We start from the raw sequence: 24,366 nt of genomic DNA on the forward strand, positions 1-24,366 counted from the left end.
ATATTAATTGATTGCCTAGATACAAAAACAGTTTAATCGGTTTAAAATAGTGAAATATAAAGTAATTCACACTAAAAAGTGTTTATATTTCGCAAAACGTTAAGGGCAAAAATCATGGCTTATAGTGAAAAAGTAATCGACCATTACGAAAATCCTCGCAATGTTGGCGGTTTTGATAAGAACGACCCAACTGTTGCAACAGGTATGGTTGGAGCACCCGCGTGTGGTGATGTAATGAAACTTCAACTTAAAATAGGCCCAAACGGTATCATCGAAGATGCAAAGTTTAAAACTTATGGTTGTGGTTCTGCTATCGCCTCAAGTTCGTTGGTTACTGAATGGGTAAAGGGCAAGAGTATTGACGAAGCGGTTTTGATCAAAAATACTCATATTGCAGAAGAGTTAGCACTACCTCCAGTAAAAATTCACTGCTCAATTTTAGCAGAAGATGCTATCAAAGCAGCTGTAGCGGATTACAAAAAGAAGCATAGTGCATAATGTTGTTGTTTGGTTTTTAAGCAGGATTGCTAGCAACAAATATTAATGACACAAATTAAGGAGTATTTGAGTGGGTATTAAGGTAACTGACGCCGCAGCTGTTCGCGCAAAATCATTTTTAGACAGCCGTGGTTCTGGCTTAGGTTTGCGTTTGGGTGTCAAGACTACTGGCTGCTCTGGCTTAGCTTATGTACTTGAATTTGTAGATGGCCTTAATCCTGGGGATGAAATGTTTGAAGATAATGGTGTCAACATTATTATCGATGGCAAAAGCCTAGCATACCTTGATGGCACCGAATTAGATTTTGGCAAAGAAGGCCTAAATGAAGGTTTTCAGTTTAATAACCCTAATGCGAACGGCGAATGCGGTTGTGGTGAAAGCTTCAACGTATAACGCTTTCTTCTAGCGCTAATCCTTTTTGGTTAGCGCTTTCTTCGTTTTCCAAAGCAAGGCTTCTGTATGATGAATTACTTTGAGCTGTACAACCTACCTGAACAGTTCGAGATAGACCTAATAAAGCTTAAAGACCACTATCAAACACTTCAAAAATTGACACACCCTGACCGCTTTGCTAGTGCAAGTGAACAACAAAAGCGCATGTACCTCACCAAAAACTCTCAAGTTAACGATGCCTATTCGGTGCTTAAATCTCCTATATCAAGAGGGGAACACTTATTAATAGTGCGTGGTGTTAAACTGCCTAGTGAGCAAGACACGGTGGGTGACATTGAATTTTTAATGGAGCAAATGGAGTGGCGTGAAACATTAGACGATGCAACTTCGGCACAAGCTCTAGAGAAACTGGTGGTCGATAATCATGAGATCCTGGTTAAGCAAGAAAAAATAATTTCAGCTTTTTTGTCACATAATAGAGAACAAGATAACCAAGCAGCAGCGCAAGAGTTGGGTAAGATGAAGTTTATGGTTAAACTTGCGGACGAAATTGAAACAAAACTAGACCGGATAACGGATAGTTAGTAAATAAAATAAAAGGTTTTAAGTTATATGGCATTATTACAAATTGCTGAGCCTGGCCAAAGTGCAGCTCCGCATGAACGTAAAATAGGAGTTGGAATTGACTTAGGTACAACCAATTCATTAGTGAGTGCTGTAAAAAGTGGTCAATGTGTGACTTTGGCCGACGAACATGAAAGACATTTATTACCGTCGGTGGTGAATTATTCTGAGGCGTCAATTGATGTTGGTTATCATGCAAGAGATAATTCAAACGCAGATCCTGCAAACACTATTATGTCAATCAAGCGATTCATGGGTAGAAGTTTAGCGGATGTGACTGCCCATTGGGACCAATTACCCTATCAATTTGTTGCTGACTCAATATCTCCGCGTTTTATTACGCCCAGAGGCGAGTTAAACCCAATTCAAATTTCCTCACATATTTTAAGCGCGCTGAAAAAGCGTGCTGAAGCGCGAATGGGTGAAGAAATCACCGGTGCTGTTATTACTGTTCCAGCTTATTTTGACGATGCTCAGCGCCAAGGTACCAAAGATGCAGCGCAATTAGCGGGTCTGAATGTACTGCGTTTGTTAAATGAGCCAACGGCTGCTGCCATTGCTTATGGTTTAGATAGCAAAGAAGAGGGTGTTATTGCAGTTTATGATCTGGGTGGCGGTACTTTTGATGTTTCAATTCTGCGTTTAAATAAAGGTGTATTTGAGGTACTTGCGACAGGCGGTAATTCAGCCCTAGGTGGAGACGATTTTGACCACCTACTAGCGAGCCATTTGGCACAACAACTTGGCTTAGATGCGGTTGCAGAAAAACAAAATCATCGCCGCTTAATGAATGCGGGTAAGGAAGTAAAAGAATCCTTGAGTAATGCAGATAGCAGTGTCGTGTCAATTCAATTAGTAGGTGCTGAGCAAAGTACACAGCTTAGTATGCAATTAGAGCAGTTTAATCAACTGATCGATGTGCTAGTAAAGCAAACCATCAGCACTTGTAAACGAGCGGTAAAAGACGCTCGTGTCAGTATTGAAGAGGTGGATAACGTCATCATGGTTGGCGGTTCGACACGAGTACCACTTGTGCGTCAACAAGTTGAAGTGTTTTTCAAAAAAGCACCATTGACATCAATCGATCCAGATAAAGTGGTGGCCATCGGTGCAGGTATACAGGCCGATATTTTGGTTGGTAATAAGCCTGACAGTGATATGCTGTTGTTGGATGTACTCCCATTGTCTTTAGGTATTGAAACGATGGGCGGTTTAGTGGAGAAAATTATTCCTCGAAACACCACAATTCCAGTTGCAAAAGCGCAAGAGTTTACTACCTTCAAAGACGGCCAAACAGCAATGTTAGTGCATGTATTGCAAGGCGAACGCGAATTAGTTGAGCATTGCCGTTCGCTAGCCAAGTTTACTTTAAAAGGTATCCCTGCAATGACAGCAGGCGCGGCCCACATAAGAGTTACTTTTCAGGTTGACGCTGACGGCTTGTTAAATGTAACTGCGATGGAAAAATCAAGTGGTGTGAAAGCTGAAGTACAGGTTAAGCCGTCATATGGTTTGGAAGAATCAGAAATACTGGATATGCTGAAATCAAGCATGCAAAACGCCAAACAAGATATGCAAGCAAGAATGTTAAAAGAGCAACAAGTAGATGCGAGTCGAGTACTTGAAGCTATGCACGGTGCGTTGGCTGAAGATGGTGATGAATTATTATCTGACAAAGAAAGAGACGCTATTGATCACGCTCTGAGGAATTTAGGGCTGTGTGCAGCAGATAATGATGTTGATGCTATTAAACGAGCGATTGATGTTGTTGATAAATTAAGCCAAGACTTTGCAGCTAGACGAATGGATAAATCCATTCAAAAAGCGCTAGCGGGTCACTCGGTTGATAATATTTAAATTAGGATTGATGAATGCCACAAGTTATTTTTTTACCCCATAAAGAACTTTGTCCAGACGGTGCTGTGTTGGAGGGCGATACAGGTACTTCAGTGCTGGATTTAGCATTAAAAAATGGTATTGGTATTGAGCATGCATGTGAAAAAGTGTGTGCATGCACCACTTGTCATATTATTGTTCGAGAAGGTTATGACTCATTAGGTGAATCAGACGAATTAGAAGATGATTTATTGGATAAGGCCTGGGGACTAGAACCTGAATCTCGCTTAGGTTGCCAAGCAATTATTTGCGATGAAGATTTGGTTGTTGAGATACCCAAGTACACGATCAATCATGCCAGTGAAGAGCATTAGGTAACAATCATAACGCCGCTGTATATATTGAGCATTTTGTTATGAATTATTTTACTTTCATAAGGCACTTAAATTTATCTACTCAGTTACGTTTTTTTATTATCAAGCAACTGAATTATAGACTTTATTTTATATTGAATGGTCTTGCGGAGAGATTAAATTTAGATTAATAGAATGAATTTTAAAAACGAATTTGTGATGAAGGGGTATTCATTCAGCCTTATCTTCTTTATAATCGCGCGAAATCGTAAAAATTAGTAAATTGGAAGAATTAACCATGGCTTTAGAACGCACCTTTTCTATCATTAAACCTGACGCAGTAGCGAAAAACGTTATTGGCGCAATCTACAACCGTTTTGAAACTGCAAAATTACGCATCGTTGCTTCAAAAATGGTTCACATGAGCAAAGAACAAGCTGAAGGCTTCTATGCAGAACATAGCGAGCGTCCTTTCTTTGGTGCACTTGTTAGTTTCATGACATCTGGTCCAGTAATGGTACAAGTGCTTGAAGGCGACAATGCGGTCGTGAAGAACAGAGAAATTATGGGTGCAACTAACCCAGCAGATGCTGCAGCAGGCACGTTACGCGCAGATTACGCCGAGTCTATTGATGAAAATGCATGTCACGGTTCAGATGCACCGGAGTCAGCAGCTCGTGAGATAGCTTACTTCTTTCCTGATGAAGAAATTTGCCCACGCACACGCTAAGCAAACAAAGTGTTACACTAAGGGAGCTTCGGCTCCCTTTTTTAATTAAATTATAGAGGGCCTATAAGCCCAAGTTAGATCGCTCTTAATTCAGTCTAATCGCGTATACTGTATTCGTGTGCAACGTTAGTTGTTATAGAGCGTGCAACGATATTTGTTATAAATTGTTATGAAGGTAAAAAAATGTCTGCAAGCCAAGTAAGTACAGAGCCACAAAAAGAGATTAAAAAAGTCAATTTATTGAACTTGGACCGGCAGGGCTTAAGCGATTACTTTGCCTCTATCAACGAAAAACCATTTCGTGCCGAGCAGATAATGAAGTGGATTTACCAAGTAGGTGAGTCTGATTTCGACAAAATGACGAACATAAATAAAGATTTGCGGTCCAAATTAAAGAGTAATTGCGTTATTAAGGCGCCGGTTATTTCCGAGCACCAACAAGCAACTGATGGCACTATCAAATTTGCAATGCTGTTAGAGGGTGGACAAGAAATTGAGTCGGTATGGATACCTGAAACTGATCGCGCTACTTTGTGTGTCTCCTCGCAAGTCGGTTGTGCACTAGAGTGCACCTTTTGTTCAACAGGACAACAAGGCTTCAACCGTAATTTGTCAGTCGCTGAAATTATTGGTCAGGTATGGCGTGTTGCAACATTTATTGGCTTGTCAAAAGACACCTCGCAACGTCCTATCACAAATGTCGTCATGATGGGCATGGGCGAGCCTTTACTTAATCTTAAGAATGTTGTGCCTGCGATGCGTATTATGTTGGATGATTTTGGTTTTGGATTGTCTAAGCGCAGAGTTACCTTGAGTACATCAGGTGTGGTTCCTGCTCTGGATATGCTGGGCGACCAAATTGATGTTGCACTGGCTATTTCACTGCATGCTCCTGACAATAAGTTGCGCGATGAAATTGTACCGGTAAATAAAAAATATCCGATTGAAGAGTTTTTAGCGAGTGTAAGGCGCTATTTGGCAAAATCGAAAGCAAACCAAGGCAAAGTAACTGTCGAATATGTTATGTTGAATCAGATTAACGATAGCACTGACCAAGCTCATGAATTAGCGAAAGTATTGAAAGAAACGCCTTGTAAGATAAATTTGATACCATTTAATCCTTACCCCGGCACGCCCTATACTTGTTCGAGCAATTCAAGAATGGATAGATTTTCAAAAGTGCTCATGGAATATGGCTTTACTGTGGTGATTAGAAAGACGCGCGGTGATGATATTGATGCAGCCTGCGGACAATTAGTGGGTGACGTTGTTGACAGAACAAAACGATTACTAAAAAAACAGATGAATGGAAAACCAATTTCTGTAAAGATGACGCAATAACAAACATAAGAGAACTACCATGTTGAAAAAATATGTAGGCGCTATTCTTCTTTGTGCATTCTTAGGGGGTTGTGTTACTGAACCAAGGGATCCAGCCTTTGCTGGTGCTGCCGGTATTAATAAAGAAGCAGCCGCAAAGAATAGAGTGAGCTTGGGTCTTACTTATTTAAGTAATGGAAATTTTTCTCAGGCTAAAGCTAACTTAGATAAAGCGTTAAATTTTGCGCCTAAGTCAGCGGATGCTCATTTTGCAATGGCGTACTATTATCAGCAGGTTGACGAACTCAGCCTGGCAGAGGAATACTACCTTCAAGCTCTTAAGTTCGCGCCTGAAAATCCAAATATTATTAACAGCTACGGTGCGTTTTTATGTGAGCAAGGACGCTATGAAAAGGCCAAATCTTATTTCTTGAAAGCAGCTACGAGCAAAAGTTATGTTTCAGTGGCTGAAACCTATGAGAATTTAGCTATTTGTGCAGTAGATCAAGGTAAAACAGATGAAGCGATTAGTTTTTTCGACTTAGCCTTAAATCATCAGCCGACACGTGGTAAAAGCTTATACTTTTTAGCTCAATTGCAAAAAGAGCAGGGTAATTACGGTGAGGCCAAAAAATTATTGTGGAAGTATGACCGCGTTTCGCGGGTTTCGCCTGAATCACTTTGGTTATCATACGAAATCGCACAAGGCTTAGGTGACACCAAAGCCGCACTTGGCTATGGCGAATTAATGAAGAGTATGTTCCCCGAACATCCAAACACGGCACTTTTCAAAAAACAAATGGGTAAATTTCAACCCGTAGCCACCGTTAAAAATAAACAAAGAGTGAATTCGCAGTTAGCGGAGCAGGCTACTTTGAAAGCAGGTGCAAACAATTCAGTGGAAAATGCTCAAACGGCTGCTACAGAAAGTCCTGCCTTGATAAAAATAAATAAGCAGGTAAAAAACTTAAAACCGACAATACCTTCAGAAATTCTGGTTGCAGGAGCAGACATCGTTGTGGACGAAAAACCTGACCCAGTGCAGCCTGAGTTAGTGCCGCGTGAGTTAACAAAGAACCCCACAACTGAAGTTACGAACACAGACAATGCCATTAGCACTAATGCCGCGGAAAAACGTGAGGCCGCATTGGAGGCTGCACTTGCGACTGATTTTAATAGTGAAAATGACGAGTCTGCAAGCATTGAAGGTGCAGTGCAAAAAGTTGATAATACACTAGCAATAGAGGACAAGGTCTCTGAAGTTGCGGTGGAAGAAGCACAAGATACAGCAACACAGCAAATAGATAAGGCGGTTAACGACAATGCCAGCTATCATGTGGTGCTACCAAAGGAAAACTTGTATCGTATATCACTTCGATATAACGTTAAAATGAAATACCTAATGCAATGGAACAACCTTGACGATCCATCCGCTATAGTAATAGGGATGAAATTGCGGGTAAAGGACCCAAAAAATAATGACTGAAGAATATAATAGTAAAAAACAGGCGACAAAAGAGGCGACAAAAGAGGCGACAAAAGAGGCGACAAAAGAGGCGACAAAAGAATCGATGCAAGCTACGCCTGGCCAACAACTTAAAAAGGGACGTGAGGCGATGGGGTTGACTCAACAACAAGTTGCTGATCGTCTGCACTTGCGCTTGGGAAATATTCAAGATATTGAGACTGATACACATAAGCCTGGTGTTTCTATTACCTTTACTAAGGGGTACGTCAGGATTTATGCGAAACTGCTGAGTATGCCAGTTGATCCTTTGCTTGAAAACTTTGATGTGTTGCACCAAGGTGAAAAGCAACCTGCAAAATTACAGAGCTTTTCTCAACGTGTGGCCAAACAAGCGAATGATGACCGTTGGATGATGGTGACTTATCTCATCGTATTTTTAGTTGTCGCTTCGTTGGTTATCTGGTGGGTTCAGCAATCTGACAAATCGATAATGAACAGGTTGAATCTTTTTAATAACAATGTGACAGAGCAATCGAATAAGGTAGATGAAGGCGAATCTATTAATGCGATGACTAATAATCCAAATATGCCTGATGAACTAGCGATTTCTGAAGAAGATATTAAAAGTCAAAATGCAATGACGAATGCGAATAGTTCGCTGGATACTCAAACACAAAATAGTGAAAATATCACTGATAGTGAGGTCAACGGATCGGACCAAGCAGAAACGCTGGTTAAAAAAAACGCTGAATCAGCCAATCAATCGGCAGACGACCTATCAGATGGCGACAATTCAATTGTTTCTGAGAGTGATATTAATAACCCGATGCCTAGTTTAAGCAGTCAGACTATCGACGGATATACCATTAATAGTGACGGCACTGTTGATGTCATCTTTACCTTCAAAGAAGACTGTTGGTTAAGTGTTAAAGATGCGAATGATGAAGTCATGGCTGTAGGGGTGAAAGTAAAAGGCAGAGTAATGTCGGTTAGGGGGACGCCTCCTATATCGGTTAATCTGTGCCCGCCGCAGACTGTTGACATTGATTTCGCTGGCGCTCCGGTTGATCTTTCTAGATATCCGCGTGGTATCCCTGTTAAATTTGAATTATCTGTTACAGGTGAATAATGTTTTCCGATTCTCCGATCATTCGTCGTAAATCAACAAGAATAAATGTAGGCAATGTCCCTATTGGTGACGGCGCTCCTATTGCCGTTCAGTCGATGACTAATACGAATACTTTAGATGTTGCCGCTACAGTTGCACAAATAAAGCGTATTCAGGGTGTTGGTGGTGACATCGTGCGTGTTTCAGTGCCTACGATGGAAGCGGCCGAAGCATTCAAGTTAATAAAGCAACAAGTTAGCGTGCCTCTGATTGCTGACATACATTTTGATTACAGAATTGCGCTAAAAGTAGCAGAGTATGGCGTTGATTGTTTACGGATTAACCCGGGCAACATTGGCAATATTCAACGGGTTAGAGCCGTTGTTGATTGCGCAAAAGATAACAATATTCCAATTCGAATTGGTGTCAACGGCGGTTCGTTAGAAAAAGATATTCAAGAAAAATATAAAGAGCCAACGGCTGAAGCGCTGGTTGAGTCAGCAATGAGACATGTTGATATTCTTGATAAGCTCAATTTTGACCAATTTAAGGTCAGTGTAAAAGCGTCTGATGTGTTTTTAGCAGTCGGCGCATATCGCCTGCTGGCGAAGCAAATTGTCCAGCCTTTGCATTTAGGCATTACTGAAGCCGGTGGTTTTCGAGCTGGTGCAGTAAAAAGTGCGGTTGGGCTTGGTATGCTGCTAGCCGAAGGTATTGGCGATACTATCCGAATCTCATTGGCGGCTGATCCTGTTGAAGAAATAAAAGTCGGCTTTGATATTCTTAAGTCATTGAGAATTCGGGCAAGAGGTATTAACTTCATTGCATGCCCGAGTTGTTCAAGACAAGAGTTTGATGTTATCTCTACAGTTAATGCCTTAGAAGAACGCTTGGAAGACATAATAACGCCGATGGATGTTTCGATTATTGGCTGCGTTGTAAATGGTCCGGGTGAGGCTGAAGTGTCTGATTTAGGCTTAACGGGTGCGCGTAACATGAGTGGTTTTTATTTAGACGGAAAGCGTCAACGCGAACGTTTGTCTAATGACAACTTAGTTGACCAGTTAGAAAAACGTATTCGAGCAAAAGCAGCACAGCTTGATGAAAAAAACCGGATTAAAGTAACTGATATTAGTAACTAAACTGAATAATTCCGCATAAAGCGAAAAAAAATCTATAAAACACGCAAAAACAGGCCTCCTAAATTTTACCCCGCGCGACAAAATCCTTATAATGTCGCGCTTTATATAAATAATTAGAGACAACTGTGGCAAAGACTATTCAAGCAATCAGAGGTATGAACGACTGCTTACCATCGCAAACTGGTATTTGGCAGTTTGTCGAATCGAATATCCGTCGCGTTGTTGCCAATTACGGCTATCAAGAAATTCGTACACCTATTGTCGAAAGCACTGACTTATTCAAACGCTCCATTGGAGAAGTCACCGATATTGTAGAAAAAGAAATGTATACTTTTGAGGATCGTAATGGCGATAGCCTCACATTGCGTCCGGAAGGAACAGCTTGTTGCGTAAGAGCCGGTAATGAACATGGTTTGCTGTATAATCAACAGCAACGTTTATGGTATATGGGGCCAATGTTCAGGCATGAGCGCCCTCAGAAAGGTCGCTATCGTCAGTTTCATCAGTTTGGTGTAGAAGCATACGGTCTTAATGGTCCTGACATTGACGTTGAAATGATATTGCTTGGTGCTCGATTATGGCAGGCATTTGGTATTGCGGACAAAGTCGAATTACAAATTAATTCATTGGGGTCGGCTGAGGCAAGAGTCGCGTATAAAGAATTATTAGTTATTTTTTTGCAGCAGCACCACGATCAACTGGATGAAGATAGTCAACGTAGATTGTTATCCAATCCATTGCGAGTGTTGGACAGTAAAAATCCAGCTGTGCAAGAAATCGTAAAAGACGCTCCAAAATTGATTGATCACTTAGACGATGAATCAAAAGCGCATTTTTCACTTTTATGTGAACGTTTAGACGATTTAGGCATCCAATACACAGTTAATCCGAGTTTAGTGCGTGGATTAGATTATTATAATCGTACCGTATTCGAGTGGGTGTCTAGCCTATTGGGTGCTCAGGGTACTATTTGTGCTGGTGGCAGATATGATGGACTGGTTGAACAGTTGGGCGGTAAAGCCAGCCCAGCAGTAGGTTTCGCTATGGGTTTAGAGCGACTAGTCCTATTAGTCGAGAGCCTTGATGAGTCGCCTTATGCAAATAACGCAGTCGATATCTATTTGATGCCAATGGGTGAAAATACGCAGGCAGCAGCGACTAAGATTGCTGAACGAATAAGAAACCAACTACCAACAGTGAAAGTACAGCAGCATTGCGGTGGTGGTAACTTTAAGAAACAAATGAAAAAGGCAATGGCATCCGATGCTGCGATTGCTATTATTATTGAGGAAGATGCACTCGCTAAAGCCAGTGTGTCGGTTAAGTATTTAAAACAAGATAAACCGCAGGCTAGTTTGTTACTGAGTGAGTTATCTGCTTTAGCAGAATGGCTGTAAGCACTTTTTTGAGCATAGCTAGTCAGAACAAATTTAGTTATTAACCAGATATATGCAGCAAGCGTAGAGGAATTCAATGGAACGTTACGAAACCGAAGAACAACAGGTAGAAGCAATCAAAGGCTTTTGGAAAGAAAATGGAACCGCTATAATCGTCGCTGTCGGCATTGCCTTGGCTGGTTTGTTCGGTTGGCAACAATATAACGAGATGGTCATTGAAGGCAAAGAAACCCAATCTATGGCGTTTCAAATTGCGCTTGAAGGAATAGACGCTGAAGAAGGTTTAACTAAAGCGAGCGCTTTTGCGATGGAAAATACTGATTCAGGTTACGCTATATTGACAAGTTTAGTTGCAGCTCAAAAAGCGGTAGAAAATAAAGATTTTGATGCGGCACAAATGCATTTGAATATGGCTGTCAGTAATTCACCTAGCGTGGCCATTGCTGATTTGGCCAAAGTTCGTTTAGCCCGCGTTGAAAATCAACTGGGCGATACTGCCGGCGCATTAGCAACGTTGGACTCTGTAGTGAGTGCTTCCTATAGCGACCAAGTTCAAGAAATCAAAGGCGACATTTACTTAGCGATAAAAGAGTTTGATAAAGCAAAAGAGGCCTATGATTTGGTACTTGCTGAGCAACCTGACAATCGTGTAGTAGAAATGAAGCTAAGCAACTTAAATTTTGCTGCAACTGAAGTAGCAGGTGTTACCCAGTGAAGAATAGAATATTAATAGTGTTGCTTGCATTATCACTTGGCGGCTGTGCAACTATATCTGATTTGTTCGCGGAAGATGATGAAATTGAAATTCGTCGCTTAAAACCAATTGAAGCGACTTTCGAACCGCAAATTAAATGGGAAACAGACGTTGGCGATGGCGTTCAAGACTATTTCTCACGTTTAGCACCAACTGTCGCTTATGGCAAAGTATTTGCTGCTAGCCGCGATGGCATTGTTGTTGCACTTGAACCAGAAACTGGCAAAAAAATCTGGGAGCAAGATTTCGCAAACTACGATAACTACAGCTTCAAGAAAGCGATGTTATGGTATTCCAATCGCGCAGTGTCGGCAAAAATTTCTGGCGGACTATCGGCTGCTTATGAATCCGTTTTTTTTGGTACAGAAAATGGTTACGTATATGCCCTTGCAGAAGCGACTGGCGAGTTGAAATGGAAAGTGGGCGTTAAAGGCGAAGTTATTTCAGCCCCAGCAGTTGATGCAGGCGTAGTCCTAGTTAACACGACTTCAGGTCATTTAATTGCATTGGACCCTGACACTGGCGAGCAAAAATGGATAACAGAGTCAGATGTTCCTCCGCTAACATTACGCGGTGTTTCAGCTCCAGCAGCAGATAGTGGGGGTGCCTTAGTTGGCACTCCGTCGGGAAAGCTTCAAGTCACTCTAATCGAAACTGGTATGGTAGCTTGGGAAACTCAAATTGCTTCTCCCTCAGGTGCAACTGAACTAGAACGTATCGTTGATATTGATGTTAAGCCATTGGTGTTTGGTGGAAATGTGTTTGTGGTATCCTACAATGGGACTCTTTCTGCTGTAGAACTTCGCACCGGTCAAGTGATTTGGACACGTGAGTACGGTTCATATCGCAATATAAGTATTGATGGCAATCGCTTATTCGTGATTGATAATAGTAGCAATTTGTATGCTATTGACCGTCGCAGTGGCGTGGAATTATGGTCTAATGTTGCTTTGAAAAGTCGCAACATTACTTCGGCAACACCGCACGGCGACTACGTTGTAGTTGGTGATATGTATGGTTTTGTTCATTGGTTTACTCAGGACGAAGGCAAACTTGTAGCGCGATTAGAGGTTGGTGGCGATGATGAAGATGAAGCAATCTTCACCGCGCCTATTAGCGCAGAAAATACCTTATATGTAACAACGAGAGAAGGTAAACTTGCAGCAATTACTCAACCTGAATGAGTTGAGATTGTATACTCAGGGCGTGCATTTGGCGTACCCTTAACTATACATTCGTAGGCAAGATAAGGTGTTTGAAAGAATAACGATACACGCCAATGGTATGCCATTGGCGTTTTTTATTAAGGGCGAAGAATGTTACCTGTAGTGGCCTTGGTTGGCCGACCCAATGTTGGTAAATCAACATTATTTAATCGATTGACGAATACTCGAGACGCGCTGGTTGCTGATTTTCCTGGTTTGACACGTGATCGTAAGTACGGCCCGGCAAAATTCGAAAACCGAGCTTTTATCGTGGTTGATACCGGTGGTATTACTGGCAATGAAGAAGGTATCGACGTTGCTATGGCTGAACAATCATTATTAGCCATTGACGAAGCTGATGTGGTCTTGTTTTTAGTTGATGCAAGAGCTGGTTTAACACCTGATGATATTGGTCTTGCCGAGCACTTGCGTAAACAAAGCAAAGCAATGTATTTGGTAGCAAATAAAGTTGACGGACTTGATGGTGACAGCGAAACCGCCGATTTCTTCAAGTTAGGCTTTCCTGAGGTACTGCAAATTGCAGCTGCGCACGGGCGTGGAGTGTCACAGTTGATGACTCATGTCTTAACGCCACTCGAAAAAATATTTCCTGATATGGAGATAGTGGAAGTAGAAAGAGAAGAGGAATACCCGGATGCGAAGCTAGAGCGTTTGCAAAACTCACCAATTAAATTAGCCATCGTTGGTAAACCTAATGTGGGTAAGTCGACACTGATTAATCGCATTTTGGGTGAAGAACGTGTTGTCGTTTTCGATTCACCAGGGACCACTCGAGACAGTATATTTATACCGATGAAGCGGGATAAGCGTGAATATATTCTGATCGATACCGCTGGCGTTAGAAAACGTAGGAAAGTATCCGAAACAGTCGAGAAATTTTCTATTGTAAAAACGTTGCAGGCGATTGAAGAGTCTAATGTGGTGTTGCTAGTTATCGATGCTAGAGAAGGGGTCACTGATCAGGACTTATCATTACTAGGTTTTGTGCTTAATTCTGGGCGTTCTCTAGTGTTGGCTGTGAACAAGTGGGATGGTCTTGAAACACATGTTAAGGAAGAAATTAAGCGTGAGCTAGACAGACGCCTAGGATTTGTCGATTTTGCTCGTTTACACTTCATCTCAGCCTTGCATGGCACGGGTGTTGGTCATTTGTTTGAGTCGGTTCAAGAAGCTTATAACTCAGCTACTGTGCGTATTAACACATCGGTACTCACGCAAATAATGGAAATGGCACAGGACGACCATCAACCGCCACTTATTCATGGTCGTAGAGTTAAAATGAAGTACGCTCACGCCGGGGGGTATAATCCGCCCGTGATCGTCATTCACGGAAACCAATTGAAAGACTTACCTGATTCATATAAGCGCTACCTAATGAATTACTATCGTAAAGCTCTTAAAACCATGGGCACGCCGATAAGAATCGAATTCAAAGAGGGTGCGAATCCGTTTGAGGGCAAAGTCAATAAGTTAACCGTAGGTCAAGAACGTAAGCGCAAACGCTTAATGACTTTCCATAAAAAGAAGTAGGTGTTTTAGGCTTTACAGTACTAACAACTAAACATCTATAGGAGCGGTGATTTTGAATGCAAACTCACCGCTTTTTTGTATCTAGAAATTGGTTTGAACTACTTTAATCCATATTCGCTTGTAGTTCAAAATAAAATCGCCCGATAAAAAGCGACTTAAAATAGATGAGTTCGATTCTATGATCCAACTTTTATAGCGTTCTAATAAGCGCTTTTTACCACCTGCTTTTTACCAACCGCTTTTTACCAACCGCTTTTTACCAACCGCTTTTTACCAACCGCTTTTTACCAACCGCAATTACGTCCTTCATTTTGCTTATCCAACCATTCTTTTAGTGGGGCAAAATAAGCTTGGATAGTTGATGCGTCCATATTTGGCGAACCTGTTAATGTGGTCATTGCTTCCTGCCAAGGGCGACTTTTTCCCATTTCTAACATGTTGTTTAATGCCTCACCGGCTTTTTTGCTACCGTAAATAGAACAACGATGCAGAGCCTCTTCACTTCCGGCTATATCACACAACGCTTTATGGAATTGAAATTGCAATATATGAGCGAGGAAATAGCGAGTGTATGAAACGTTTGCAGGCACGTGATATTTCGCTCCCGGGTCAAAAGCATCGATTGAACGTGTAACTGGGGCCGCAACACCTTGATATTTTTCTCGTAACTGCCACCACAGCGTGTTGTATTGTTCTGGTGTAATGTCACCAGCGAGAACTTGCCAGCGCCATTGGTCAACCAGTAAACCGAAGGGAATAAATGCAATTTTATCCAGTGCTACTTTTAATAGCATACCAATATCATTTGATTCATCCGGTATTTCATCTATTAAACCGATTTGTTGTAAATAAGTTGGCGTTATTGAAAGCGCGATGGTGTCGCCAATGGCCTCGTGAAAGCCGCTGTTAGCAGAACCTCTGTAGAGCATTGGCTGGTCTTTATATGCTCGTTGATAATAGTTATGACCCAATTCGTGGTGAATAACATTAAACTCCTCGCCCGTTTTTTGGATGCACATTTTAATTCGCAAATCGTCCTTTTCATCTATACTCCAAGCGGACGCATGACATTGAACTTCTCGTTCTTGCGGTTTTTGAAACATTGAACGCTCGTAGAATGTGTCAGGAAGCGGATCAAAACCCAAAGATGAAAAGAAGTTTTCAGCTTGTTTGACCATTTTAATTTCATCATAACCTTGCTCTGTTAAAGCTTTGGTTACGTCAGGAACATTCATTTCTTGTTGGGGCTTCACAATGTCGTAAATATTACCCCAGCTTTGTGCCCACATATTACCAAGTAAGTGAGCTGGAATTGGTTTATCTAATGGCACAATATCTTCACCATAGTAATCAGATAACTCTGCTCTTACATGACAATGCAATGATTCATAGAAGGGTTGGATCTGCCCCCAAAGTCGGTCCAGTTCTTTTGGAAACTCCTGTGCGGGCATATCATATTTAGTGCGCCACAATTCTGATGTGTTGGCATAACCAAGCTCTTTTGCGCCTTCGTTTGCAATACTAACTTGTTCAACAAACATTTCTTTCATGGGTACGGAAACTTTTCGCCATCCCTCCCAAAACTCTAGCATTAGGGCCGGGTCACGACTTACGCCCATTTCTGCACTCATTTCAACCAACGAAAAGCATTCATTTTCAGTACGACAATATTTACCGGCGCCGTACATACCCGCTAAGTCGGAAGCAATGGTTGCCAAACGTTCGGCTTTTGCTGGGTCGCTAGGAGGAGCAATTTCCAATCCTGATTTTAATAAATTGAGTTGTCGACGCGTATCAGCATCTACGTTGACATCATTAAACTTTGCAGCTTCAACTGCATATTTAGCCCACATCACCGATAATTGCTCGCCTAGATAAGCATCTACTTGCGCATTGTCATAATTAATATTGGTTGCATAAGCCCATGCAGCATGCGACGCCGGTTTATTTAAGCGAGTGACATCGGTGTCTACTTTTTGCAAGAAAGCCTTTGCGTCATCTACAGTGTATATTGCTTTTTTGGTAGCAGTTGAACTAGCATTGTTTGGCGAGCAACCCGCGCAAAGTGCAATAAAGATTGAGGCTAAAAGTAAGCGTTTAGTTGTATTCATAGGATTATTATTCTTCTGTTGTGAATATACATATGCGTAGCTAATGCTTTATTGGTGATAAAACAAAAGCTGTCTTCCTACAAGTAGGGTTCACTCAACTATTTGCCAGCAAGACAGTTTTAACGATGCAGACTTTGTGCACCTATTCATCGTAAACTGTAAATTGCGGAACTAGTTATCCTGATCTTGTTTTTTATTATCATTTTCAGGAGGCAACTGCATACGCGCGGTCTCAATAAGATGTTGATTACGAGTACGCTGCATGACCTTAACGCGATGATGCATAGCTACCTTTGCTAGAATATGCGCCGTTACGGGCGCTGTGATCACTAAAAACAGCGTGATTAACAACTCGTTAATGCTAGCGTATCCTTGTATGTGATACATGTACACAATTGAAGCTATAAGAACACAGCCCAGCCCTAAGGTTGTTGCTTTGGTCGGCGCATGTAAGCGCACGTAAAAGTCTTGCAGTCGTATTAGTCCTATGGAGCCCACGAGCACAAAAAGGCCGCCTAAAATCAGAAATGCAGATATAATTAGTTCAACGGTGAAACTCATACTTCCTCCTATTCGATGATATCGCCGCGCAGCAGGTACTTGCCGAACGCGACGCTACTAACAAATCCGAGCATAGCGATCAGCAAAGCTGCTTCGAAATACAAGGGCGTTTGGTTGTAAATGCCGTACAGTAAAATGAGTGCAATACTGTTGATATACATGGTGTCGAGCGCTAATATCCGGTCGACTACGTGAGGTCCAATGATAAGACGCCATAGGTTAAGTATGAGCGCGATACACAGCATAACTGCGACTAAAACTACAGCAATATCTAACATCCAAAAATCTCCTTGACGCGTGATTCATAGCGCTGTTTTATTAAATCGATGACTTCTTGCTCGTTTTCAGGCATGTCTAGTACGTGCACATATAGCCACTTTTTGTCTTTTGATATATCAGCACCCACAGTACCAGGTGTCATGGTCACCGTGCTGACGAGCACGGTGATGGGTAAGATGTCGACCAAGTCAATCGGCACTGCAACTAAACCTGGTTTAATTCTGCGCGTCGGCCCTACCACTAAGATAGCCACCTCAAAATTGGCAATAATGATGTCTTTTAATAATAAAAAAACATAACTCACGACTTTAAACGGTCGCTTGATTTTAGGTTGAGGTATTCTTAAGGGGGCACACAAAACGGGGATAACAATTGCAAGTACAGTACCAAGTAAAATGTGACCCAGACTGGTTGTCGAGTTTAGCATTAGCCACACAATCAACAGAACCAAGCTATGCAGGGGCATAGGTAATAAACGTGAGAACGCGCGTGAAAGTATGCTCATTGTGCATTCTCCTCTAAATTCATTACCTCAATTAAGTACGGAATATCGTGCAGTTGTGCAGCTGCATTATTAGTATATTCTATAATGCTAGCACCAAAAAGAGCGAGTAGAGGTGAGGCGCCTAGCAACAAAAATGTAGCACAAATCTGCCATTTAGAAACGCCGGGTGTTTCAGAGTTATCACGACTTGGTGTCGATCGCCAAAACAGCGTTGTGCCTGCTCTGGATAATGCAATAATGGTAATTAGACTAGAAATCAAAATAACCGACCAAACCCATATTTTCTGCTCTACACCGGTGACAGATTGTAAAATCACAAGTTTAGCCAAAAAACCTGAGAAAGGCGGTAAACCGGCCACAGCCATCGCTGCAACTACAAATAAAACACCAAATAATGCTTGCTGCTTTATCTTGCGCGCGACCACAAAGTAATCTAAAGCTTTGCCACGCTGTTGGCCCAACATATCAGCTATCAAAAACAATGCGGCTGTTACCAGCGTGCTGTGAATAAGATAAAGAAAGCCTGCAGCCGTGGCCTCTGGCGTTCTTAACGCAAAAGCAATTAATAGTGTGCCTACAGATACAATCACGAGATTAGCCGCAAGCGTTCGCAGATTTGGGCTTGCAAGTGCGCCCACTGTGCCTGCAATTACGGTGAGTATGGCAAGCGGCCAAACCCATGGCTGGATCATATTAGCTAAATCACCGGCCTGGTCGCCAAAGATAACGGTATAAACACGAAATATGCAGTACACACCCACCTTAGTCATAATGGCAAAAAGCGCAGCGACCGGCGCGCTAGCAGCTGCATAAGTTCGAGGCAGCCAAAAATGAAGGGGTAACATTGCTGCTTTTAAACCAAATACGATCAATAGCAACGAACCACCGGCTTGAGCAATAAGCTGATTACTCTCGGATAATTGTGCAACTCGCAGAGACATGTCCGCAATATTTAGCGTGCCGGTAATTCCATAAAGTGTGCCCAGTGCAAACAAAAATAAACTTGAGCCTACCAAGTTCAAGATAACGTAGTGCACGTTTGCAGCCGTTTTTTGCTTCCCCCCGCCGTGAATAAGTAGGGTGTAGGATGCGATAAGTAAGACTTCAAAAAACACAAAAAGATTAAATAAATCGTTGGTCAAAAATGCGCCATATATGCCCAGTAACTGGAACTGAACTAGCGGATGAAAGTACTTACCTTCGCGGTCGCTGCCAGCAAAGGAATACAAGGTAACACCTAGGCCCAAAAAGCTAGTTAAGGCAACAAGCATAGCGGATAGCTGGTCTGCATATAAAATGATGCCAAAAGGCGGCTGCCAGTCGCCGACAGCATACATAATGGCACCGTTTTGAACCACCATTAGGATCAGAATAATTGAGCAAGCTATTTGTGCCAGCATTAAACATAATGCGGCAACGCGCCTATATTGATATCTCTCAACACCCGCGAATGGTGGCAGCAACATCAACAAACCACCAACCAAGGGGATTAAAATAGGAAGGATTGCCAAGTGAACCGTCATACTTTGTCCTTGTTCGGTTTTATAAATTTATCGCTATCTGGGGGTTCTCTGCCATCGACAAAGTCATTGCCAAGGTCAGCGCGAGCGCGCATCGCCAAAATAACCACAAATGCAATCATTGCAAAGCCAATAACAATAGCCGTTAATGTCAACGCTTGCGGAAGTGGGTCTGCATATGAATCAGACATATCTAAAATGGCAGCATTCTTAAGATTCAGCCGACCACTTGAAAACAAAAATAAATTAACCGCGTATGAAAGCATGGTTAAGCCAACCACGACAGAAAAGGTGCGTGCTCGCAAACACAGAAAGACACCACAAAATGTCAATACACCCACACAAATCACGTATAAAGTTTCCATTATTCCTCCGGAGTTGGGCGGTGAGAAGAAGTAAGCTTACCTAAACTCGCCAATATAAGTAAGGTGGCACCTATCACCGTCAAGTAAACGCCTAAATCGAATATCAGGGCACTTGCCAGCTCTATTTCGCCAATCAACGGGATATCAAAATAGTCAAACCAAGTTGTCATAAATGGACGATCAAAAAACCAACTACCGATGCCTGTTAGAGTTGCTATTAATACACCCAAGGCGATTAGAATTTGATAGTCGACTTTTATGCGAGGCTTAACCCAATCAACACCGTGCGCAATATATTGTTGAATTAGTGCCACAGCGGTTATCAAACCCGCAATGAAACCTCCCCCGGGCATATTATGGCCGCGCAGAAATATGTAAAAAGAAACTAAAAGGGCAAGTGGTAGTAAGCTTTGAGATATTATGGCTAAAATAGGCGGATGGCGGTCTTCTGACCATGCAAGACCATTTTCGTTAGCAGATGGCATGGCAAGACGAACACGTGCAAGTAAGTTAAAAATACCCAGCGCTGCAATACCTAAGACAAGAATTTCACCCAGTGTATCGAGTCCTCTAAAATCCACCAGAATGACGTTTACGGCATTAGTACCACCACCGCCAGTTTTACTATTGGCTAAGAAAAATTCAGAGATAGTGTCTAAGGGCTGAGTGATGAATGCATAATTAATAGTCGCCACCAAACCGCCCAACGCTGCGGCAATAGCAACATCTCTTACTACTCGTGAAGGTGACGATTCAGACGGTGTTTTTTGCGGTAAAAAATACAGCGCTAACATCAATAGAATGACTGTTACAACCTCTACAGATAACTGTGTTAATGCTAGATCGGGTGCAGAAAAGCGAGCAAACGCGATCGACACAATAAGTCCTACTACCGAAATAGTAATAAGAGCGACCATACGTTTACGATGAAAAATGACAGTAGCGATAGCGCTTAAACATAAAATGAAGGCTGCCGTGATCTCAACACCACTGACTGCTTGATCAGGAGAATTAGTCGCAGCTGTATCAATGTTAATGAGTGGAATTGTGGTAATCGCAATAGTCAACAACAGCAGCGCAGCAATATAACGCTGCAATGACCCGTTATTTAAGCCATCATGCGCTCTGGTTGCGGAGGCGACCAGTCGTTGTATCGCGCCTTCAAAAATAAGCTTTTCGTCGGATTCTTTGAATTGTGCTTGGAAGCGATATAAATGACTTCGATACGCATACACTAATAGGCCACCACTAATGGCGATGGCGCTCATTAATAAAGGTAAGTTAAATCCATGCCAAATCGATAGGCTATAGTAAGGAAGTTCACTCATCAGTACAGAGGATGAGGCGGCCTCTAGTAAACCGCCAATCATAAAGTTTGGGAATATTCCTATTAATACGCACAATACCACTAATATTTCGATAGGAACCTTCATATAGCGTGGCGGCTCATGTATATAGTAAGGAAGTTCACTCATCAGTACAGAGGATGAGGCGGCCTCTAGTAAACCGCCAATCATAAAGTTTGGGAATATTCCTATTAATACGCACAATACCACTAATATTTCGATAGGAACCTTCATATAGCGTGGCGGCTCATGAGGTGTTTTTACTAATTCTTTGGGTTCACCATTAAAGAATACGTCGTGGATAAAACGCAACGAATAGGCAACAGCGAAGATAGCGGCAAGCGTCGCTAATACCGGGATCATCCAAGAAATAAAGCCTAAGGCCGATGAATGCAAAGTTTCGGCAAGGAACATTTCTTTCGATAAAAATCCGTTAAGCAGAGGCACACCCGCCATTGATGCAGCGGCAACCATGGCAAGTGTTGCGGTGTAGGGCATAAAGTGCCATAGACCACCCAGTTTACGCATGTCTCTGGTGCCGGATTCATGGTCAATAATACCCGCGGCCATAAATAGTGACGCTTTAAAAATAGCATGATTCATAATATGAAATAGAGCAGCCACGGCTGCCAGTTTCGTATCAAGTCCTAAAAGTAAGGTAATAAGACCAAGGTGACTTATGGTGGAATAAGCCAGTAAACCTTTCAAATCGTGTTTAAACAGAGCTATGTAAGCGCCTAACAACATGGTTATCAGGCCCGTCATACTAACAATCAAAAACCACATTTCAGTGCCCGATAACACCGGATACATCCGCGCTAGTAAGAAAATACCAGCTTTAACCATCGTGGCGGAATGTAAATAGGCACTAACAGGCGTAGGCGCAGCCATGGCGTGGGGTAACCAAAAGTGAAACGGAAATTGAGCAGATTTAGTGAAAGCACCAAGTAATATCAATATAAGTGCGACAGGGTAAAGCGCATGCTCTCTAATTAAATCGCCACTTGCGAGTATGACACTTAATTCATAGCTACCAACCATGTCTGACACTAGTAACAAGCCTGCAAGTAACGCCAATCCGCCAGCCCCTGTTACCGTCAGCGCCATTCGCGCTCCTTTACGCGATTCAGATTTTGACGACCAGAAGCTAATTAATAAAAATGAGCTGATGCTGGTAACTTCCCATGCCATCCACATTTGTAGTACGTTATTTGACAGCACGATGGAAAGCATTGCTGTCATGAATAGAATTAAGTAAGAGAAAAATCGTCCAACAGCTTCTTTTTCAGACAGATAATATCTCGCGTACAAGATGATAAGTAACCCTATACCTAGGATTAATAGGGCAAACATTAATGCAAGACCATCAAGTCGCATTGATAAAGTGAGTCCGATGGAAGGTATCCACTCTAGATATTCAGTAACGACCTCACCGGCGAGAACAGCTGGCATCAAACTGATGATGTAAGCGAGCGCAATTGCCGGAGCCAACATGGTAAAAATAGTATTGACCGTGCGGCCTAACCTTTCGGTCAGCACTGGTATCAAGACACCAATCAGTAAGATTGCTGTTATCCAAAATAAGCTCATGGTTTCGCTATGCTCCAATTTTCTATTTTACGCTGATTAAGCACGTCGAAAAGTGACATACAGTAATCTAATTAGACCTATAAGGTCCAGTATTTCTTACGATTTTAGTTCTTAGGGGTGAGTTGACTTTGAAATATCGGCGTCTGAATATCAGGAAGGTATATAAAAGGCAATATTCAGTTAGATTGATGCCCATTTCTTTTGATTCATAACGTGAAGTGGGATCTTAGTCAAAACTGCAAAAAATGCCAAGTTACATTTAATGAGATTCAAGGACGCACACTCAAAACCGGTTACAATACGCTGTATTCTAAGGCTGATTTTGTTGTTGACCTCATGGATGAATAAAAACTAATTTAAGGGGCAACAGATGTTGGTTTCGAACTGCGTTGGTCAACATCAGTTTGGCGTACTTGCTTCATCAGTGAAGACTCAGCCGGCACTATAATCGCATTAATAGCATCGGCAATTAAATTATTCGTAATTCGGGCTGGGGCATTAATACTGAATTTAACTATCTTGTCATTCTTAACGTACACATATTGAGTCGCATAAAGAGGCTCTGAATCGGTTTTCAGTTGTGCTTCAAAGGCAAACACTCGAATGTCTCTTAAGCCGATAATATTTTTTAATTCATAGATGTCTGACATTACAAGCGCGTCTTTGCCCAATGTTCGGCTTATTGCGCGAATATCTTGCTGTTCAAGTTTCAATTCATTCTGACTCTGGCTCTGGCTCTCAAAGGAGTCGCTGGTTTTCAATGGATAAACATAAACATCAAACACCGCAAGGTCAAAGTCACTGTGAATGTAACGCGATAGCATGCCCTTCATTGGGTCGTTGAAAAGATGCTGACGCGATAATGCAAAATCACCAATTTGATCAGGAACCTTAAGTTTATTTTTATAATCGCTGGCACCTAAAAATTGATACAGATATTCAGCACTGAATAGTTGCTTATCCGATGCGCTTTTAAGCCACTGGCTGAATAGTTTGTTACTTGCGTTGGTCATGCGTTGCTTTGTGTCGCTGATGTTTTTATCTAAAACCAGCGTTAGTTGGATGTCATTTAGGATAATACCTCGCCACTGCGCAGAGATCTCTAATCGTAATTCTTCAACTACCATGCTTTTTGCACTATCTACTATTGTTGCACTATCTACTATTGTCGCACTGCTGATTAATAGCTCGTATTCAGTGTTTTCTAACGACTTAATAACTTCCCCTGAAATATCAATTGCATGCAATGATGTCAATAAATCGATTTGCGATAAAACGTTGAACTCACAAATTTTAGTCGGATTGGTTTGACACCAATCTCGGAATTCTTCAGTCACGTAGGCAGCATATATACTGATATCAGTGCCGTTGGCTATAAGCGTGTTCTGTTCTGAGTCGTCAATATCTATCGAGTCTGCCGCATTTGTCGGGGATATGAGTAACACGCAGAACACCATACAATAGAAACAAATATCAAGGAATGATAACAACGCGAAACGTTTTTTGATAAAAGCGGTCTGTTCACTCACTTTCTTGTCATTGAATCGTTCGGCAAGAACCTCTGGCATCCTTGGCATTTGTATCCCTTATTATTATTTTTAATACGTTTTGTGTGTGTTGACTGCCTTAGTATCTTACTGACATGAATAAATTTATTCATGTCTCTACGACTGTTTACTGTCAGAGATTAACAGATAATTTTATAGATA

General features: G+C 41.9%; 22 protein-coding genes. 14 read left to right on the forward strand and 8 right to left on the reverse strand.

Features of this window, described 5'->3' with window-relative positions; translation table 11 throughout:
• Nucleotides 1–114 precede the first annotated feature (114 nt).
• The 14 genes from iscU (at nucleotide 115) to der (ending at nucleotide 14,380) form a co-directional block, all read left to right on the forward strand.
• Nucleotides 115–498 (forward strand): Fe-S cluster assembly scaffold IscU, encoded by a 384-nt coding sequence (gene iscU / locus G399_RS0117235; RefSeq protein ID WP_006009704.1) that lies wholly within the window; start codon nucleotides 115–117, stop codon nucleotides 496–498.
• A gap of 70 nt (nucleotides 499–568) precedes the next feature.
• Nucleotides 569–892: an iron-sulfur cluster assembly protein IscA gene (gene iscA, locus G399_RS0117240; protein WP_006009705.1), complete on the forward strand. Its 324-nt coding sequence runs from the start codon at nucleotides 569–571 to the stop codon at nucleotides 890–892.
• 66 nt (nucleotides 893–958) lie between these two features.
• Nucleotides 959–1,477, forward strand: coding sequence for a Fe-S protein assembly co-chaperone HscB (gene hscB / locus G399_RS0117245; protein WP_006009707.1), 519 nt, complete (start codon nucleotides 959–961; stop codon nucleotides 1,475–1,477).
• 27 nt (nucleotides 1,478–1,504) lie between these two features.
• Nucleotides 1,505–3,373, forward strand: coding sequence for a Fe-S protein assembly chaperone HscA (hscA, locus tag G399_RS0117250; protein WP_006009708.1), 1,869 nt, complete (start codon nucleotides 1,505–1,507; stop codon nucleotides 3,371–3,373).
• A 14-nt stretch (nucleotides 3,374–3,387) separates the two neighbouring features.
• Nucleotides 3,388–3,726 (forward strand): ISC system 2Fe-2S type ferredoxin, encoded by a 339-nt coding sequence (gene fdx, locus G399_RS0117255; protein WP_006009709.1) that lies wholly within the window; start codon nucleotides 3,388–3,390, stop codon nucleotides 3,724–3,726.
• A 277-nt stretch (nucleotides 3,727–4,003) separates the two neighbouring features.
• A complete protein-coding gene (gene ndk / locus G399_RS0117260; protein ID WP_006009710.1) occupies nucleotides 4,004–4,435 on the forward strand; it encodes a nucleoside-diphosphate kinase in 432 nt (143 codons plus the stop codon).
• Between the two features lie 183 nt (nucleotides 4,436–4,618).
• Nucleotides 4,619–5,776 (forward strand): dual-specificity RNA methyltransferase RlmN, encoded by a 1,158-nt coding sequence (rlmN, locus tag G399_RS0117265; protein WP_006009711.1) that lies wholly within the window; start codon nucleotides 4,619–4,621, stop codon nucleotides 5,774–5,776.
• A gap of 19 nt (nucleotides 5,777–5,795) precedes the next feature.
• Entirely contained in the window at nucleotides 5,796–7,241 is a 1,446-nt protein-coding gene (pilW, locus tag G399_RS21010; RefSeq protein ID WP_006009712.1) for a type IV pilus biogenesis/stability protein PilW, read from the forward strand.
• A complete protein-coding gene (locus tag G399_RS0117275) occupies nucleotides 7,234–8,352 on the forward strand; it encodes a RodZ domain-containing protein (RefSeq protein ID WP_006009713.1) in 1,119 nt (372 codons plus the stop codon). Before pilW ends, G399_RS0117275 begins: the two co-directional genes overlap by 8 nt.
• The gene (gene ispG, locus G399_RS0117280; RefSeq protein WP_006009714.1) at nucleotides 8,352–9,473 is read left to right on the forward strand and encodes a flavodoxin-dependent (E)-4-hydroxy-3-methylbut-2-enyl-diphosphate synthase; all 1,122 of its coding nucleotides are present in this window, start codon (nucleotides 8,352–8,354) and stop codon (nucleotides 9,471–9,473) included. The genes G399_RS0117275 and ispG overlap by 1 nt, the downstream gene beginning before the upstream one ends.
• Before the next feature lie 125 nt (nucleotides 9,474–9,598).
• Complete coding sequence (gene hisS / locus G399_RS0117285; RefSeq protein ID WP_026843844.1) at nucleotides 9,599–10,870, forward strand: histidine--tRNA ligase; 1,272 nt, start codon at nucleotides 9,599–9,601, stop codon at nucleotides 10,868–10,870.
• Between the two features lie 76 nt (nucleotides 10,871–10,946).
• Complete coding sequence (locus G399_RS0117290) at nucleotides 10,947–11,585, forward strand: YfgM family protein (RefSeq protein WP_006009716.1); 639 nt, start codon at nucleotides 10,947–10,949, stop codon at nucleotides 11,583–11,585.
• Nucleotides 11,582–12,808, forward strand: a complete 1,227-nt coding sequence (bamB, locus tag G399_RS0117295) for an outer membrane protein assembly factor BamB (RefSeq protein WP_006009717.1) — start codon at nucleotides 11,582–11,584, stop codon at nucleotides 12,806–12,808. Before G399_RS0117290 ends, bamB begins: the two co-directional genes overlap by 4 nt.
• 132 nt (nucleotides 12,809–12,940) lie before the next feature.
• Complete coding sequence (gene der / locus G399_RS0117300; RefSeq protein ID WP_006009718.1) at nucleotides 12,941–14,380, forward strand: ribosome biogenesis GTPase Der; 1,440 nt, start codon at nucleotides 12,941–12,943, stop codon at nucleotides 14,378–14,380.
• A 284-nt stretch (nucleotides 14,381–14,664) separates the two neighbouring features.
• On the opposite strand, the gene G399_RS0117305 is transcribed toward der, so the two are convergent.
• From G399_RS0117305 to G399_RS0117340, 8 genes are all read right to left on the reverse strand, one after another.
• Nucleotides 14,665–16,491: a M2 family metallopeptidase gene (locus G399_RS0117305; RefSeq protein WP_006009719.1), complete on the reverse strand. Its 1,827-nt coding sequence runs from the start codon at nucleotides 16,489–16,491 to the stop codon at nucleotides 14,665–14,667.
• 171 nt (nucleotides 16,492–16,662) lie between these two features.
• The gene (locus G399_RS0117310; protein ID WP_006009720.1) at nucleotides 16,663–17,052 is read right to left on the reverse strand and encodes a Na+/H+ antiporter subunit G; all 390 of its coding nucleotides are present in this window, start codon (nucleotides 17,050–17,052) and stop codon (nucleotides 16,663–16,665) included.
• 8 nt (nucleotides 17,053–17,060) lie between these two features.
• On the reverse strand, nucleotides 17,061–17,330 hold the full coding sequence (locus G399_RS0117315) for a K+/H+ antiporter subunit F (RefSeq protein WP_006009721.1): 270 nt from the start codon (nucleotides 17,328–17,330) through the stop codon (nucleotides 17,061–17,063).
• Nucleotides 17,324–17,836, reverse strand: coding sequence for a Na+/H+ antiporter subunit E (locus G399_RS0117320; RefSeq protein ID WP_006009722.1), 513 nt, complete (start codon nucleotides 17,834–17,836; stop codon nucleotides 17,324–17,326). Before G399_RS0117320 ends, G399_RS0117315 begins: the two co-directional genes overlap by 7 nt.
• A complete protein-coding gene (locus G399_RS0117325) occupies nucleotides 17,833–19,359 on the reverse strand; it encodes a monovalent cation/H+ antiporter subunit D (protein ID WP_006009723.1) in 1,527 nt (508 codons plus the stop codon). The genes G399_RS0117320 and G399_RS0117325 overlap by 4 nt, the downstream gene beginning before the upstream one ends.
• A complete protein-coding gene (locus tag G399_RS0117330) occupies nucleotides 19,356–19,721 on the reverse strand; it encodes a Na+/H+ antiporter subunit C (protein ID WP_026843845.1) in 366 nt (121 codons plus the stop codon). Before G399_RS0117330 ends, G399_RS0117325 begins: the two co-directional genes overlap by 4 nt.
• The gene (locus tag G399_RS0117335) at nucleotides 19,721–22,657 is read right to left on the reverse strand and encodes a monovalent cation/H+ antiporter subunit A (RefSeq protein ID WP_006009726.1); all 2,937 of its coding nucleotides are present in this window, start codon (nucleotides 22,655–22,657) and stop codon (nucleotides 19,721–19,723) included. The genes G399_RS0117330 and G399_RS0117335 overlap by 1 nt, the downstream gene beginning before the upstream one ends.
• A gap of 356 nt (nucleotides 22,658–23,013) precedes the next feature.
• The gene (locus G399_RS0117340) at nucleotides 23,014–24,234 is read right to left on the reverse strand and encodes a hypothetical protein (RefSeq protein ID WP_006009729.1); all 1,221 of its coding nucleotides are present in this window, start codon (nucleotides 24,232–24,234) and stop codon (nucleotides 23,014–23,016) included.
• Between the last annotated feature and the right edge of the window lie 132 nt (nucleotides 24,235–24,366).

Source organism: Brumicola pallidula DSM 14239 = ACAM 615 (genome assembly GCF_000428905.1).
Classification (GTDB): domain Bacteria; phylum Pseudomonadota; class Gammaproteobacteria; order Enterobacterales; family Alteromonadaceae; genus Glaciecola; species Glaciecola pallidula.

Bases quoted from the DNA above. Each gene is read 5' to 3' on its own strand.
- ndk (WP_006009710.1), top strand. From the start codon at position 4,004: ATGGCTTTAGAACGCACCTTTTCTATCATTAAACCTGACGCAGTAGCG.
- G399_RS0117330 (WP_026843845.1), bottom strand. From the start codon at position 19,721: ATGGAAACTTTATACGTGATTTGTGTGGGTGTATTGACATTTTGTGGT.
- G399_RS0117335 (WP_006009726.1), bottom strand. From the start codon at position 22,657: ATGAGCTTATTTTGGATAACAGCAATCTTACTGATTGGTGTCTTGATA.
- G399_RS0117310 (WP_006009720.1), bottom strand. From the start codon at position 17,052: ATGAGTTTCACCGTTGAACTAATTATATCTGCATTTCTGATTTTAGGC.
- hscA (WP_006009708.1), top strand. From the start codon at position 1,505: ATGGCATTATTACAAATTGCTGAGCCTGGCCAAAGTGCAGCTCCGCAT.
- G399_RS0117340 (WP_006009729.1), bottom strand. From the start codon at position 24,234: ATGCCAAGGATGCCAGAGGTTCTTGCCGAACGATTCAATGACAAGAAA.
- G399_RS0117305 (WP_006009719.1), bottom strand. From the start codon at position 16,491: ATGAATACAACTAAACGCTTACTTTTAGCCTCAATCTTTATTGCACTT.
- iscU (WP_006009704.1), top strand. From the start codon at position 115: ATGGCTTATAGTGAAAAAGTAATCGACCATTACGAAAATCCTCGCAAT.
- pilW (WP_006009712.1), top strand. From the start codon at position 5,796: ATGTTGAAAAAATATGTAGGCGCTATTCTTCTTTGTGCATTCTTAGGG.
- G399_RS0117320 (WP_006009722.1), bottom strand. From the start codon at position 17,836: ATGAGCATACTTTCACGCGCGTTCTCACGTTTATTACCTATGCCCCTG.
- G399_RS0117290 (WP_006009716.1), top strand. From the start codon at position 10,947: ATGGAACGTTACGAAACCGAAGAACAACAGGTAGAAGCAATCAAAGGC.
- ispG (WP_006009714.1), top strand. From the start codon at position 8,352: ATGTTTTCCGATTCTCCGATCATTCGTCGTAAATCAACAAGAATAAAT.
- rlmN (WP_006009711.1), top strand. From the start codon at position 4,619: ATGTCTGCAAGCCAAGTAAGTACAGAGCCACAAAAAGAGATTAAAAAA.
- fdx (WP_006009709.1), top strand. From the start codon at position 3,388: ATGCCACAAGTTATTTTTTTACCCCATAAAGAACTTTGTCCAGACGGT.
- G399_RS0117325 (WP_006009723.1), bottom strand. From the start codon at position 19,359: ATGACGGTTCACTTGGCAATCCTTCCTATTTTAATCCCCTTGGTTGGT.
- G399_RS0117315 (WP_006009721.1), bottom strand. From the start codon at position 17,330: ATGTTAGATATTGCTGTAGTTTTAGTCGCAGTTATGCTGTGTATCGCG.
- der (WP_006009718.1), top strand. From the start codon at position 12,941: ATGTTACCTGTAGTGGCCTTGGTTGGCCGACCCAATGTTGGTAAATCA.
- G399_RS0117275 (WP_006009713.1), top strand. From the start codon at position 7,234: ATGACTGAAGAATATAATAGTAAAAAACAGGCGACAAAAGAGGCGACA.
- hscB (WP_006009707.1), top strand. From the start codon at position 959: ATGATGAATTACTTTGAGCTGTACAACCTACCTGAACAGTTCGAGATA.